This window comes from Soehngenia longivitae, assembly GCF_004684055.1.
Taxonomy (GTDB): Bacteria; Bacillota; Clostridia; order Tissierellales; family Tissierellaceae; genus Soehngenia; species Soehngenia longivitae.
In genome coordinates, this window is record NZ_SRIB01000002.1 from 1 (window position 1) to 13,990 (window position 13,990).

Sequence of the window (13,990 nt, forward strand, 5' to 3'; positions counted from 1 at the left end):
TGTTAGGCACGCCGCCAGCGTTCGTCCTGAGCCAGGATCAAACTCTCATTTAATAGTTTGATTTAGCTCAATTACTTATTTTTGTTTCTTTTTTAAAATTAACTTTGTAGTTTATTCAAAGTTTCACACTGTTTAGTTTTCTTGGTTCATTGCCGCTCTTTCAGCGACTTTGTTAGTATAACATCTTTCAATATCTTGTGTCAATACCTTTTTTAAATTTTTTATTATTTTTCTTTATTCGTGAATATCAGTATTTTTGAACATATTTATTCAATTAAATCTTTTTAACTGATCTAATTCAAAGGTCCATTGTGGTGTGACTAGTTTATCATATCCTTTTAATGAATACCATGGATTTATTTTATCATCATTTGGATTTAACAAAATTTGAGTTTGTTGAGCCGGCATATATGATTGTGCTAATAAAAATATCTTTTCTCCCTTTTCGTTTTCTGCCACATCTACTATGATTATTGCATGCCCAGGGCTTCCTCCTTCGATAAATACATCTCCTATTGACATTTCATCTATGTCTATACTTTCTAATTCTTTTTCTAATGATAGAGTACTTGAGTATGCAAATACAATGTCCATAAACTTTCTAAAATCTTCATACGTGTTTGAAGGCTCAGTTGCGTTATAGTAACTTACATTTTCTCCGTCTATTTTTATTCTTGCGCCATTCATCCACTCACTGTATTTGGCCTCAAACCCTGACACAAAATTAAACTTTATTTTTTCATATTGTCCCGTAGAATAAAAGTATTCTGCTCTTAGAAGCATGATAGCATCGGCACATTGGTGAAGATCTCTATCTCCTATCTCTACATCTAAAACACTGTCATAGACGTTTCCAAAAGGTTTCTCTCTGCCGTCATAATACAATACTTTTTCTCCATAAGGTTTTAATTTTTGTTTTCTTAAAAATTCTCCAAAGCTACCATCTTCGACATCTATTCTTTGAAATCCTTCAGGGGTATTGTATCTTTCTAATATGATATTAGCCTCTTTATTTACCAATTCAACAGCCTTTTCATCGATGATTATTTTATTTTCTGTCTCTTTTATTTTAACATTGTTATCTACACTATCACAGCTAGTTAAAACAAACATTACCAAAATTAAAAGCAGGATTCTTTTTCTCATTTTAGAGTCACCTCTTATATGTATAGCCAAATACCCCGTGGTCTGCTCTTTTTTTTATGCTTTCGATTACTTCTTTGGGTGCTTTGAAATCAGTGTCAGCTACCCACATAGGTATGATGTCATCTCTTCCAAAAACCTCTTTGCAATTGTCCCATTTTGTAGAATTGGTATCTTTTCTATTTATCTCTTCATCAAAATCGTACATCTTTATCCTCCTTTACCTTTTGTTATCAAATAATATACCCTAAATAACAAAGGCAACCACAGAGTAATAACAACTGTAGCTGCCTTTATTTAATTCATTGTTTTTTCGATTTCTTTTTTTAATTTTTCCAATACTCTTTTTTCAATTCTCGAAACGGTCATTTGAGAAATATTCATGCTTTTTGCGATGCTTACTTGAGTTTTTTTATTGAAATATCTCTCTACCAATATCTCTTTTTCCATGTCGTTTAATTTTTCCATACTTCTCATGAGAAAATCATTGTTTTCAATTCTATCAAAATAATAGTCTTCTTCTCCAATCAATTCAGCTAGATTGACCTCTTTGTCTTCGCTTTGAGAGTCATAAGTTACATCTAAAGACTGAGGTGTATAAACTTTACTTGCTTCCATAGTCTCTAAAACTTCTTCTTCTGTGATGCCTAAATACTTTGCTATATCCTCAATTGTTGGAACTCTTTGCAATTCTTGGCTTAACTCATTTTTTGCTAAGTTTATTTTTTTAGATAGTTCCTGTATTCTTCTGGGTACTCTAATCGTCCAGCCTTTATCACGAAAGTACTTTTTTATCTCTCCAATTATCGTTGGAGTTGCAAAACTTGAAAATTCATATCCCTTGTCAATATCGTATCTATCTATTGCATAGATTAAACCAATGCTTGCTACTTGAAATATGTCATCGTATTCTATGCCGCGATTTGCATATTTCTTTGCTAGAATTTCAGCTATATATAGATGCTCTTCTATGAGAGTGTCCCTAATCTCTTTAGTTGGATTTTCTTTGTAGCGCCTAAATAATTCTTTAGTGTCCTCTTTATTATGATTTTTATATTTTTTTGATCCATTATGGTTCATAGGATACCATCCTTGCTAATTAATTAATTTAGTTAATCTTATAGAACTCTTAGAGTATTCTACTTCATCTGCTAGAGATTCGATTATCATCTTACTCATAACCACTTCTTTTTTATCTAAAATTTCTTTATTTATTTCACCATCTAATTCTATTAGTATTTCTAAAGCTTTTTCTTTGATATTAAATTCTATTTCAAGTTGATTAGTGTTATCAGAGCAGAGTGTTATTATGTTAGCCTCTCCCATCAATACCTTTACGTCCTCTACTTCTTCAATGTTAAATCCCAATTTACTAGCGATGGCAGATGCTGTAAGTCTAATTATGCTTAAATAGTCTTTTTTATTTGGTACGATTAGTTTTAAAGTATCATTGTTCATCACTTTCACCTCTAAAGATAAACAAGCTGTCCAATTTTGTGATGTCAAATAATTTTCGAATATTTGGTTTTATGTTCTCAATATATATTTTATAGGGAGTATCTTGCATGATCTTCAATAATCCTATCAGTGCTCCAAGTCCTGTAGAATCGATATACTCTAAATGTTCTCCATCTATCACTAAATCTGCATTCTTTTTTTCATAAGCTTTTAATACATTGTCTCTAAATTCATTAGATGTGTAAATATCAATCTCTCCAATAGGCTTGAATACCCACTTTTCTTCATCATAGTTGTATTCTACTTTGGTTTGCAAAGCCATTTATTTACCCTCCTTGTCTTTATCCTTCGACATATTTTGCTAATGCTACTACTCTATCGTCGTTCATCTTCATCAGTGTAACTCCTTGAGTGCTTCTTCCCATGATCGATATATCATCTATTTGCAATCTTATAATTGTTCCTTTTAATGAAATAATCATTATCTCATCTTGACTGTTTACTACTTTTGCGGATACTATATCTCCAGTTTTTGCTTTTATGGAATAAGTTTTTATCCCTTTGCCTCCTCTTCTTTGAGTTTTATATTCAGTTAAAGGAGTCCTTTTCCCATATCCTTTTTCTGTGATTACTAATAGATATTTACTATCTTCTGCAATTTCCATTGATACTACTTCATCATTTTCATTTAAGGTTACTGCTTTTACTCCCATTGCATTTCTGCCCATTGTTCTTACATCTTTTTGACTAAATCTTATAGCAATGCCTTTTTTAGTGACTACTATGACTTCGTCTTCTTCTTTTGGAAGTTTTACACTTATTAAATCATCTTCATCTTTTAATGATATAGCTATCATACCACTTTTTCTAATATTGTTAAATTGTACAAGATCAGTTTTTTTGATAATTCCTTTTTTAGTTATCATCATGAGTTTTAAATCTTTTCTAAACTCTTCTATCGGTATGACGGCTGTAATTTTTTCATCTTGATTTATGTCTAACAGATTTACTATTGCAGTTCCTTTTGCTTGTCTGCTAGCTTCAGGAATTTCATATGCCTTTAAAGAATACACTCTCCCCTTATTTGTGAAGAACAACAATGTGCTGTGAGTCGAAGTTATAAATAGGTCTTCAACAAAATCTTCATCTTTCTTTGTAAGCGCTATTACTCCTCTTCCTCCTCTTTTTTGAGGTTTATAGGTGCCTTCAGGCATCCTCTTGACATACCCTAAGTGAGTGAGTGTTATTACTACATCTTCATCGGGTATCATATCTTCCATGCTTATCTCTTCTTTAGATGCCATAATTCTAGTTCTTCTATGATCAGAATACTTATCTCGTATTTCAATGAGTTCCTTTTTAATTATTTCTAACACTAATCTCTCATTAGCTAATATCTCTTTATATGAATTTATCTTCTTTATTAAATCTTCATATTCTTCTTCTAATTTTTCTCTTTCAAGACCAGTAAGTCTTCTAAGCCTCATGTCCAAAATAGCTTGAGCTTGGATTTCTGAAAGAGAAAATTTATTCATTAAACTTTCTTTGGCTTTCTGATCGTTTGCTGAATTTCTTATCGTCTTAATTATCTCATCAATGTGATCTAATGCAATTCTCAAACCCTCAACAATATGCGCTCTCTCTTCTGCTTTTCTCAAATCATAACGGGTTCGTCTTCTTATGATTTCTTCTTGGTGTTTGATATAGTATTTTAATATTTCTTTTATATTTAATACTCTAGGCTCTCCATTTACTAATGCAAGCATTATAGTTCCAAAAGTTATTTGCATTTGAGTGTGTTTATACAGATTGTTCAGTACTACATTTGGATTAGCATCTCTTTTAAGTTCTATGACAATTCTCATGCCTTCTCTATCTGATTCGTCTCTTAAATCTGAAATGCCTTCTATTTTTTTATCTCTAGCTAATTCTGCTATTTTTTCAATCAGATTTGACTTATTAACTTGATAAGGTATTTCTGTTACAATTATGCTTCTTTTACCTTTAGAGTTTTCTTCTATTTCAGCTACAGCCCTTATAGTTAACTTTCCTCTACCTGTTTTGAAAGATCTCTTTATTCCCTCTTTGCCCATGATTATCCCACCAGTAGGAAAATCGGGTCCTTTTATGACTTTCATCAAGTCATCAATACTTATTTCTTCATCGTCGATGAGCATAATCAATCCATCTATTACTTCTTTTAAATTGTGGGGTGGTATGTTTGTTGCCATTCCTACTGCAATTCCCGATGAACCATTTACTAGTAGATTTGGAAATTTACTTGGCAATACAACTGGTTCTTTTAATGTTTCGTCAAAATTTGGCATGAAATCTACAGTCTCTTTTTCTATATCCTTTAACATCTCCATAGCTAAAGGTGTCATTCTTACTTCGGTATATCTCATTGCTGCCGCTCCATCTCCATCTACACTTCCGAAGTTACCATGGCCATCTACTAAAGGATATCTTGTGTTAAAATCTTGAGCTAGTCTAACCATTGCACCATATACTGAAGAATCCCCATGTGGATGGTATTTACCAAGTACATCCCCTACTACTCTGGCTGATTTTCTGTACTGTTTGTCAGATGAAAGATTGAGTTCGCTCATTGCGTAGAGTATCCTTCTGTGAACAGGTTTTAGTCCATCTCTTACATCAGGTAACGCTCTACTTACTATTACGCTCATAGCATAATCTAGATAAGAGTTTTTCATCTCATCTTCTATATTTATATCAATTAAGTTCTCTTTGTTTTCTTCCATATTTACCTCCTATATGTCAAGATTTTTGACATATTTAGCGTTTTGTTCGATGAATTCTCTTCTTGGTTCGACTTTATCTCCCATGAGTGTTGTAAAAATCTCATCTGCAGCTACTGCATCTTCTATCGAAACTCTGTAAAGAATCCTGTTATTAGGATCCATTGTAGTGTCATAGAGCTGATCTGCATTCATTTCCCCAAGACCTTTGTATCTTTGTATTGTGTAATTTCCTCTTCCAATTTCATTTAGATATTTTTCTAACTCTTTATCTGAATAACAATAATGCTCAGTCTTTCCTTTGCTAACTTTATACAAAGGAGGTTGTGCTATATAAACATGACCTTTTTCGATTAGGTCTTTCATGTATCTGTAAAAGAAAGTCAATAAAAGTGTTCTAATATGAGCACCGTCTACATCGGCATCTGTCATTATGATTATTTTACCATATCTTAATTTTTCTATGTTGAAATCTTCGCCGATACCAGTTCCAAAAGCAGTTATCATCGCTTTTATCTCTTCATATCCGAGTATCTTGTCGAGTCTTGCTTTTTCGACATTCATTATCTTACCTTTCAATGGAAGTATCGCTTGGAATTTCTTATCTCTTCCTTGTTTTGCACTTCCTCCAGCAGAATCCCCCTCTACTAAAAATACTTCTGTTTCATTTAGGTCATTAGATTGGCAATCAGCTAATTTTCCAGGTAAAGTTGTGTTATCTAACACACTTCTTTTTCGTGTTAAATCTCTTGCTTTTCTGGCTGCTTCTCTTGCTCTTTGAGAATTTATAGCTTTTTCTAATATGATTTTAGCTGTCTTAGGATTTTCTTCAAAATAGCTTGATATATGTTCATATGTTAAAGTATCTACTATCCCTCTCACTTCAGTATTTCCAAGTTTAGCTTTTGTTTGCCCTTCGAACTGTGGCTCTGGTAGTTTTACTGATAAAACTGCACTCAATCCTTCTCTTACATCATCACCTGAAAGATTTTCATCTTTTTCCTTTAAATAGTTAAACTTTCTTGCGTAGTCATTTATGCTTCTAGTTAATGCGGATCTAAAGCCAGCAAGGTGAGTTCCACCTTCTATTGTGTTGATGTTATTTGCAAATGTCAACATGGTTTCTGAATATGAGTCTGTGTATTGCATCGCTAATTCCACTGTCACTAAATCTTTTTCTTCTTCAAAATAAATGACTTCTTTGTGTAGAGGATTTTTATTTTTATTGATGTATTCCACAAATGACTTTATTCCACCTGTGTAATGAAATTCTTTTTTAAAATCATTTCTTTTATCTTCTAAAGTTATTTTTATTCCTCTGTTTAGAAAAGCCATTTCCCTAAATCTGTGTTCCAATGTTTCAAAATTGAATTCTACAGTTTCAAATATTTCGTCATCTGGCAAAAAATGTATAGTTGTACCAGTCTCATCACTTTCACCAATTTCAGTAAGTTCTGTTACAGCTATACCTCTTTCGAATTTTTGCATGTATTCTTTTCCATTTCTTCTGACTTTTGCAATCAGCCACTTTGAAAGTGCATTTACTACTGATACTCCTACTCCGTGTAATCCTCCTGATACTTTATAGGCTGAGTTATTGAATTTACCTCCTGCATGAAGTATAGTTAAAACTGTTTCTACTGTTGATTTCCCTGTTTGTGGGTGTGTTTCTACGGGTATTCCACTTCCGTTGTCTCTTACAGAAACTGATCCATCTTCATGAATTATCACTTCTATAGTGTCGCAAATTCCAGCTAATGCCTCATCTATGCTGTTATCTACTACTTCATAGACAAGATGATGAAGTCCCTTTGGACCAGTAGAGCCTATATACATACCAGGTCTTTTTCTTACAGGCTCAAGTCCTGTTAAAACCTGTATTTCATTGGCGGTATAATGCCTATTATTTCCGTTATTATCTATCGTCATGTATTTCCCTCCATACTATCTTTTAACATATTTCCCATCTTTAATCTGTATCTTTACTATGTCTAAGTTTGATAAATCTCCAATGCTATCTACATCAGTCGTGGTTATAAAAGTTTGGACATTTTTAAACAGCCTGCTTAAATAATTTTTTCGATTTTGGTCTAATTCAGAATAAACATCATCTAATAAGAGTATTGGGTAATGATTAGTTTCATTCTTTATCAATTCTACTTCAGAAAGTTTCATAGTAAGCACTGCTGACCTCTTTTGACCCTGTGAACCAAATGCCCTTATCTCTTTATCATTTATCTTTATTAAGATATCATCTCTATGAGGACCAATTTGAGTTGTCTTTGCTTCTATGTCCTTTTTTTCATTTTCTCTCAACATATTTAATGTACTTTCCTGTATTTCTTTTGCATCTTCTTTATTGAATTCGACAGTAGAATTGTATTGAAAACATATTTCTTCGGCATTTGCTGTAAAATTAGAATGAATTACCTTAGAAATTTTATCTATTTTCTTTAAAATTGAAATTCTCTCTAAAATTATAAGACTTGCCAATTTAGATAATTGTAAATTGAATATATCTATTAAGTTTTTATCTAAATTTAAATAATTAGATTTTAATAAATTGTTTCTTTGAAATATTATTTTATTATATCTGTTCAAATTGTACTGATAAGTTGGTTTAAGATTTATTATTAAATTATCAATATAATTTCTTCTTATATTCGGTCCATCTTTGATTAGATTTATGTCATCTGGAGAAAATATAACAGCTTTAAAGCTGTCATATAATTCTTTTTGGCTTTTTACTTCTTTTCCATTTATTCTCTGTTTTTTTACCTCATTTTTGTCTAATTTTATTTCTATTAATTTTTCGAAATTTTCTCCAAATACTTTTGCACCAACATATGCTTTGTCTTTATTGAAGTTGATCATCTCTTTTTCTCTATTTGTCCTAAAGGACTTTCCTGTAGAAATTAAATTTATAGCTTCTAAAAGGTTAGTCTTTCCTTGAGCATTGTCTCCATAAATAATATTTATACCTGGGAAAAATTCAATTTTTAAGTCGTAGTAATTTCTAAAATTTATTAACTTAAGCTCGTATATATTCAAAAAATACACTCCCTATTTATAAGCACAATTAATTATACCACAACATATATTTTACCATTTACTTCTATTTTGTCGTTAATTCTTAATTTTTTTCCTCTTTGAGTGCAAACTTCTCCATTTACTTTAACTAAGCCCTCTTTTATCATTAACTTCGCTTCCCCACCAGTTTGAGTTACACTTGCTAATTTTAATAATTGCTCTAATTTAATGTATTCTGTATTTATACTTACTTTCTCCATATTTTCACCTCTTAAAAGTCATCTTGCGCTAGTCTTACTGGTAGTACTAAGTAAATGTATTTTTCATCATCTTTTGCTCTCATGATGCATGGATTTAGACTTGACACAAAATTGAGTTCTATTTCATCACTGTCGATAACTCTTATTCCATCCATTAAATATCTAGAGTTAAAAGCTATGTTCACATCTTCTCCATCTTTTTTTATCAATTCTATTTCCTCAAAGACATCTCCAATTTCTGAATTTGATTTGATTGATAAATAGTCGTCTGTAATGGATAATTTAACCAAGTTCGCTCTCTGTTCTCTAGCTAATAAACTTGCCCTTTCTAAAGAATCAAGTAAATTTTTTCTATTTACCAATACTGTAGTATTGTGATTTGTTCTAACTATATCTTTATAATTGAAAAATTGTCCTTCTAATAATTTTGAGTATATTACAGTATCTTTTAATGTAAATATGATTTGTCCATTTGCTATTGCTAGTGAAATAGGTTCATCATTGTCTTCAATAATTTTATTTAATTCATTTAATACTCTTGCAGGTACAATTAATTTTAAGCTTTCTTTTACACCTATATTTTCTTTTCTCATAGACAGTCTATATCCATCAAGTGATACAAATGTAAGTATTCCATCTTCTATTTCAAACAGCACTCCTGTTAAAACAGCTCTGCTTTCATCTTGAGAAGTGGTAAACGAAGTCTGTCTTATAGCAGTTTTTAATATATTTTGAGGAATATCAAATTTAGAAGTTTCAATGACAATAGGTAATTCAGGATAATCATCCCCAGGATTTGAAATTATATTAAAATCGGATTTTTGACATTTTATATTTACTTTGTTGTTTACTATATCAAAAAACACTTCATCATTCGGTAATTTTTTAACAATATCTCCGATTATTCTTGAGTTTATTACGACTTTCCCTTCTTCTATTACATTAGCATCTAATGTAGTTTCTATACTTATTTCTAAGTCTGTTGATGTCAATTTTAGTTTATTGTCTTTTGCTTCTATAAGTATTCCTTCTAGAATTTGTAAAGTTGATCTATTTGAGATCCCTCTTTGTGCTATGTTTAAGTGTTTATTTAATTCATTTTGTTGCACTCTAAATTTCAAAGTACTTCCTCCTTTTAGTATATTAGAATTAATAACATTAGTAGTAATAGTAGTAGTACATGTTGATATGTGGATAAGTCATTTTTCAATTGAAATCTTATAAAAAACACAATCTAATAACATGTGGATAAAGTTAAAAGATATTGTAAACTATCAACAAGTTATTTTTTTAATTCTTCTATTATTTTTTCGATTTTTATCTTTAGGCTCATGTCGTTTTTCATATCATTTGTTATTTTATCATAAGCGTGAATTACTGTGGTGTGATCTCTTCCACCAAATTCATCACCAATTTTAGGCAAAGATAAATCTGTAAGTTCTCTGGTTAAATACATTGCTACCTGTCTAGGGAAAGCTATTTCCCTTGTTCTTTTTTTAGAATCAAAATCATCAATTCTAATGTTAAATTCTTTTGATACCATGTCTTTGATTAAGTCAACAGTAATTTCTTTCTTTTTATTTGTGTTCACGAGATCTTTAAGAGCCTCTTCAGCTAATTCTTCAGTTATAGATTTACCTGTTAGTGAAGAATAAGCAACTATTTTTATGAGTGCTCCTTCTAATTCTCTTATATTTGATTGAATGTTATTTGCAATTAAATGAAAAACTTCATCTGGTATTGTGAGATTTTCAATATTTGCTTTCTTTTTTAATATGGCAATTCGCGTTTCAAAATCAGGAGGTTGGATATCTGTTATTAAACCCCACTCAAATCTTGATCTAAGTCTATCTTCTAATGTAGGTATTTCTTTAGGAGGACGATCACTTGAGATTATAATCTGCTTATTGGCTTCATGTAGAGCATTGAAAGTATGGAAAAATTCTTCTTGCGTCCCTTCTTTCCCTGCTATAAATTGAATGTCATCTACTAATAATACATCTACATTTCGATACTTGTTTCTGAATTCTTCGTTTCTATACTCTCTTATTGAATTTATCAACTCATTTGTAAATTTTTCACTTGATACATATACTACTTTAGATTTTGGATTTTGAGTTAATATGTAATGTCCGATTGCATGCATTAAATGGGTTTTGCCTAAACCTACTCCACCGTATATAAATAGAGGATTGTAGGCTTGTGCCGGAGCCTCTGCTACAGCAAGAGAAGCAGCATGAGCAAATTCATTGCTTTTACCAGTGACAAAAGTAGAAAAAGTATACTTTGGATTTAATTGAGTTTTAAATTCAGATTCCACTACTTTTTTTTCATTTGAAGATATTTTTATATTTATTTCTTCTCCAGGTACTATAAAATTTATTTTATAATCTTTTTTGCATACTTCTTTAATTGCATTTTTAATTAAATTTAAGTATCTTCCCTCCAATATGCCTTTTGTAAAATCATTTGGAGCAGCTAAAGTTATTTCATCATCACTAAGAGAAATAGGATTTATCGTTTTAAGCCAAGTGTTAAAGCTAACTTCAGTCAATTCTACTTTTATTAGACTCAGCACCTCTTCCCATAGATCAGTCAATGATAAATTCATCGATTATTACCTCCTAAATTTTGCATTATCAACAACACATTTAAAAACTATTCTCTTTGTGGATAATGTTGATAAAACATCAACATCTTGTGGATAAAAGACAATTTATGAATAAAAATTAAATTGTCCACATAATTAACAAAGAATATCTGTGGATAACTTAGTTTAAAAATTAAAGATTTGAAATAAAAATTAGATGAATTATTTAAAGTTATGCACAAACTATCCACAAAATGTGTATAACTTTAAATAATCCACAAATTTATAAAATTATTAACACTAAATATATAATATCAAAAATAAGACCCACATTCAATAAAATTATCCACAGGATGTTAAAAATTATCTACAGCATTGTGGATTATTATTTATAAATAATCGTTTTTTTAGTTGAAAAGGTGTATAATAGTTTTAGATAATTATATTTCTTGACATGCCCCTACCTTATACATATAATTTAAGGTAGTGTTTTATGCTATGAAATAAATAGTGTAATTTAATATATTTGTTATAGTACATAAAGGAGGTGTTTTATATGAAAAGAACATATCAACCTAAGAAAAGACAAAGAAGTAAAGAACATGGTTTTAGAAAGAGAATGAAGACCAGATCAGGTAGAGCAGTATTAAAAGCTAGACGAAGAAAAGGAAGAAAGGTGCTTTCCGCTTAGGCCGCTAATTAGTGGCCTTTTATTAAAGGCCAAAGGTGATTCATTTTTATGGAAAAAAAACACAGAATTAGAAGAAGTACAGAATTCAAAAAGGCTTATTCAAGGGGTAAAAACTACTGGAATAGAAATTTCACATTGTATGTAAAGAAAAACGATTTAAATTACACAAGGTTTGGAATAGTTGTAACTAAAAAACTTGGGAAAGCAGTTGTTAGAAATAAAATAAAACGAAGAGTAAGAGAAATCAACAAAGAATTGTTATCTTATATACATGAGGGCTATGATATCGTTTTGATACCTAAAAAAAACACAGTAGATTTATCTTTTGAAGAATTAAAAAAATCGGTAGAGCACATTTACAATTTAGCAGGTATATTAAAAAGGTGATTTTGTGAAAAAAATAATGATTTACCTTATCAAATTTTATCAAAACTATATATCTAAATATATATTAGTTGGCAGCCACTGCAGGTTTTATCCTACTTGTTCTGAGTATTCACTTTTAGCTTATCAAAAATATGGATTTTTTAAAGCTAGTTATCTTAGCATAAAAAGAATACTAAAGTGCAATCCATTTCATGAAGGAGGATATGACCCGCTTAAATGAACAGGGGGTTTATTGAATAAATGATTAATTTTCTTGGAAATATCATGGGATCTATTCTAAGATATGTATATACGTTTGTAAGTAGCGTATTACCTAGTGAACCATCATATATATCTTATTACGCAATCGCTATTATAATAACTTCTATTATATTTAAACTTATATTATTGCCTATAAGTCTTAAACAGATTAATTCGAGTAGAAGAATGACTGAACTTCAGCCATTAATAAAAGAAATACAAACAAAATACAAGAGTGATCCTAAAACAATGCAGGTAAAAATGCAGGAACTATATAAAGAGCATCAGTACAATCCTGCTTCAGGGTGTTTAGTTTTGATAATTCAAATGCCAATCATTTTCGCTTTTTTTGCAGTATTTAGAGATCCAGCTACATATGCTTTTACTGATCCTGGAATGTATGAAAGCATGGCAAAGAACTTTTTTTGGATTAGTAATCTAGACTTGTCTGATCCTTATTTATGGGGATTGCCACTTTTGGCAGGATTAACAACGTATGTTCAAAGCATAACTATGATGTCAGCTAATCCTAACGCTGATCCATCTACACAATCTACGCAAAAGATAATGAATATCATGTTGCCATTTATCATATTTATTTCAGCAAGAGGTTTTGCAGCTGGACTTGCTCTTTATTGGGTAATAAGTAATATATTTAGCATCATTCAGCAGCTTATAGTCAACAGATCTGTTAAAAAAGCAGGGGGGCAAAAAAAATGAGATTTGTTATAAAAACATCCAAAACCATAGAAGATGCCCTAAAAGAAGCACTAATTGAGTTAGATGCTACAAAAGATGAGGTTGAAGTAGAAATACTTGAGGAACCTACAAAGGGTTTATTCGGAATTATTGGTGGAAAAGAAGCAAAAATCAAAGTGACAAAGAAAGATGATCCTAAGGAAATAGCCCGAAATTTTATTGACAATCTTTTAAAAAGGATGGGGTTTGTTGCCGATTGTATCGTGACTTTAGACGATGATATTATAAAAGTAGATATTGTTGACTTATCTGAAGACGATATAGGAGTTTTAATCGGTAAAAGAGGCAGTGGACTTGATGCTATCCAATACCTTCTTAATTTAGCAGTAAATAAGAATGGAGATAATTTTTATAAGACCGTAGTAGATGCAAATAATTATCGTAAGAAAAGGGAAGAAACATTAGTAAATGTCGCAAATAAAATGGCAAAGAAAGTGTTGACTTATAAAAAACCAATAAAGCTTGAACCCATGAACCCTTATGAAAGAAGGATAATTCACGAAACTCTTCAAAATTTTGATGGAGTTACTACTTATTCAGAGGGTAGTGAGCCTTATAGGAGAGTTGTAATAACTTATAAAAAATAAAGTCCTGTTGGACTTTATTTTTTTACTTTAATCTCTAAAAAATGTATAATGATAACAATAAAATAAGTATATAATTTTTGAGGTGA

16 protein-coding genes are annotated in these 13,990 nt (G+C 30.7%); 5 read left to right on the plus strand and 11 right to left on the minus strand.

Annotated elements, in window-relative coordinates; translation table 11 throughout:
- Positions 1–270: 270 nt before the first annotated feature.
- The 11 genes from E4100_RS01580 to dnaA all read right to left on the minus strand — a co-directional run bounded on the left by E4100_RS01580 (position 271) and on the right by dnaA (position 11,261).
- Entirely contained in the window at positions 271–1,146 is an 876-nt protein-coding gene (locus E4100_RS01580; protein WP_167792042.1) for a DUF4846 domain-containing protein, read from the minus strand.
- A 7-nt stretch (positions 1,147–1,153) separates the two neighbouring features.
- Complete coding sequence (locus E4100_RS01585; RefSeq protein WP_135270189.1) at positions 1,154–1,351, minus strand: hypothetical protein; 198 nt, start codon at positions 1,349–1,351, stop codon at positions 1,154–1,156.
- Between the two features lie 89 nt (positions 1,352–1,440).
- Entirely contained in the window at positions 1,441–2,223 is a 783-nt protein-coding gene (locus E4100_RS01590) for a SigB/SigF/SigG family RNA polymerase sigma factor (protein WP_135270191.1), read from the minus strand.
- Positions 2,224–2,238: 15 nt separating this feature from the next.
- Entirely contained in the window at positions 2,239–2,601 is a 363-nt protein-coding gene (locus E4100_RS01595) for an ATP-binding protein (RefSeq protein WP_135270193.1), read from the minus strand.
- Positions 2,591–2,923: an STAS domain-containing protein gene (locus E4100_RS01600; RefSeq protein WP_135270195.1), complete on the minus strand. Its 333-nt coding sequence runs from the start codon at positions 2,921–2,923 to the stop codon at positions 2,591–2,593. The genes E4100_RS01595 and E4100_RS01600 overlap by 11 nt, the downstream gene beginning before the upstream one ends.
- Before the next feature lie 19 nt (positions 2,924–2,942).
- Positions 2,943–5,363, minus strand: a complete 2,421-nt coding sequence (gene gyrA, locus E4100_RS01605) for a DNA gyrase subunit A (RefSeq protein ID WP_135270196.1) — start codon at positions 5,361–5,363, stop codon at positions 2,943–2,945.
- 9 nt (positions 5,364–5,372) lie between these two features.
- Entirely contained in the window at positions 5,373–7,289 is a 1,917-nt protein-coding gene (gene gyrB / locus E4100_RS01610) for a DNA topoisomerase (ATP-hydrolyzing) subunit B (RefSeq protein WP_135270198.1), read from the minus strand.
- A gap of 15 nt (positions 7,290–7,304) precedes the next feature.
- Entirely contained in the window at positions 7,305–8,411 is a 1,107-nt protein-coding gene (gene recF / locus E4100_RS01615) for a DNA replication/repair protein RecF (RefSeq protein ID WP_135270200.1), read from the minus strand.
- Between the two features lie 32 nt (positions 8,412–8,443).
- Positions 8,444–8,650 (minus strand): S4 domain-containing protein YaaA, encoded by a 207-nt coding sequence (yaaA, locus tag E4100_RS01620; RefSeq protein ID WP_135270202.1) that lies wholly within the window; start codon positions 8,648–8,650, stop codon positions 8,444–8,446.
- An 11-nt stretch (positions 8,651–8,661) separates the two neighbouring features.
- Positions 8,662–9,771 carry a DNA polymerase III subunit beta gene (dnaN, locus tag E4100_RS01625; protein ID WP_135270204.1) on the minus strand — a complete coding sequence of 370 codons (1,110 nt, stop codon included), beginning with the start codon at positions 9,769–9,771 and terminating at the stop codon, positions 8,662–8,664.
- 161 nt (positions 9,772–9,932) lie between these two features.
- On the minus strand, positions 9,933–11,261 hold the full coding sequence (gene dnaA, locus E4100_RS01630) for a chromosomal replication initiator protein DnaA (RefSeq protein WP_135270206.1): 1,329 nt from the start codon (positions 11,259–11,261) through the stop codon (positions 9,933–9,935).
- Positions 11,262–11,796: 535 nt separating this feature from the next.
- On the opposite strand from dnaA, the gene rpmH reads away from it, so the two are divergent.
- The 5 genes from rpmH to jag are packed head-to-tail and all read left to right on the plus strand — an operon-like array spanning position 11,797 to position 13,904.
- Positions 11,797–11,931 carry a 50S ribosomal protein L34 gene (rpmH, locus tag E4100_RS01635; protein ID WP_135270208.1) on the plus strand — a complete coding sequence of 45 codons (135 nt, stop codon included), beginning with the start codon at positions 11,797–11,799 and terminating at the stop codon, positions 11,929–11,931.
- A 48-nt stretch (positions 11,932–11,979) separates the two neighbouring features.
- The gene (rnpA, locus tag E4100_RS01640) at positions 11,980–12,318 is read left to right on the plus strand and encodes a ribonuclease P protein component (protein ID WP_135270210.1); all 339 of its coding nucleotides are present in this window, start codon (positions 11,980–11,982) and stop codon (positions 12,316–12,318) included.
- A 4-nt stretch (positions 12,319–12,322) separates the two neighbouring features.
- Complete coding sequence (gene yidD, locus E4100_RS01645) at positions 12,323–12,538, plus strand: membrane protein insertion efficiency factor YidD (protein WP_209315219.1); 216 nt, start codon at positions 12,323–12,325, stop codon at positions 12,536–12,538.
- A gap of 20 nt (positions 12,539–12,558) precedes the next feature.
- A complete protein-coding gene (locus E4100_RS01650) occupies positions 12,559–13,278 on the plus strand; it encodes a YidC/Oxa1 family membrane protein insertase (RefSeq protein WP_135270212.1) in 720 nt (239 codons plus the stop codon).
- On the plus strand, positions 13,275–13,904 hold the full coding sequence (gene jag, locus E4100_RS01655) for an RNA-binding cell elongation regulator Jag/EloR (protein WP_135270213.1): 630 nt from the start codon (positions 13,275–13,277) through the stop codon (positions 13,902–13,904). The genes E4100_RS01650 and jag overlap by 4 nt, the downstream gene beginning before the upstream one ends.
- Positions 13,905–13,990: the final 86 nt, after the last annotated feature.

Bases quoted from the DNA above. Each gene is read 5' to 3' on its own strand.
- E4100_RS01580 (WP_167792042.1), bottom strand. From the start codon at position 1,146: ATGAGAAAAAGAATCCTGCTTTTAATTTTGGTAATGTTTGTTTTAACT.
- E4100_RS01585 (WP_135270189.1), bottom strand. From the start codon at position 1,351: ATGTACGATTTTGATGAAGAGATAAATAGAAAAGATACCAATTCTACA.
- E4100_RS01590 (WP_135270191.1), bottom strand. From the start codon at position 2,223: ATGAACCATAATGGATCAAAAAAATATAAAAATCATAATAAAGAGGAC.
- E4100_RS01595 (WP_135270193.1), bottom strand. From the start codon at position 2,601: ATGAACAATGATACTTTAAAACTAATCGTACCAAATAAAAAAGACTAT.
- E4100_RS01600 (WP_135270195.1), bottom strand. From the start codon at position 2,923: ATGGCTTTGCAAACCAAAGTAGAATACAACTATGATGAAGAAAAGTGG.
- gyrA (WP_135270196.1), bottom strand. From the start codon at position 5,363: ATGGAAGAAAACAAAGAGAACTTAATTGATATAAATATAGAAGATGAG.
- gyrB (WP_135270198.1), bottom strand. From the start codon at position 7,289: ATGACGATAGATAATAACGGAAATAATAGGCATTATACCGCCAATGAA.
- yaaA (WP_135270202.1), bottom strand. From the start codon at position 8,650: ATGGAGAAAGTAAGTATAAATACAGAATACATTAAATTAGAGCAATTA.
- dnaA (WP_135270206.1), bottom strand. From the start codon at position 11,261: ATGAATTTATCATTGACTGATCTATGGGAAGAGGTGCTGAGTCTAATA.
- rpmH (WP_135270208.1), top strand. From the start codon at position 11,797: ATGAAAAGAACATATCAACCTAAGAAAAGACAAAGAAGTAAAGAACAT.
- rnpA (WP_135270210.1), top strand. From the start codon at position 11,980: ATGGAAAAAAAACACAGAATTAGAAGAAGTACAGAATTCAAAAAGGCT.
- E4100_RS01650 (WP_135270212.1), top strand. From the start codon at position 12,559: ATGATTAATTTTCTTGGAAATATCATGGGATCTATTCTAAGATATGTA.
- jag (WP_135270213.1), top strand. From the start codon at position 13,275: ATGAGATTTGTTATAAAAACATCCAAAACCATAGAAGATGCCCTAAAA.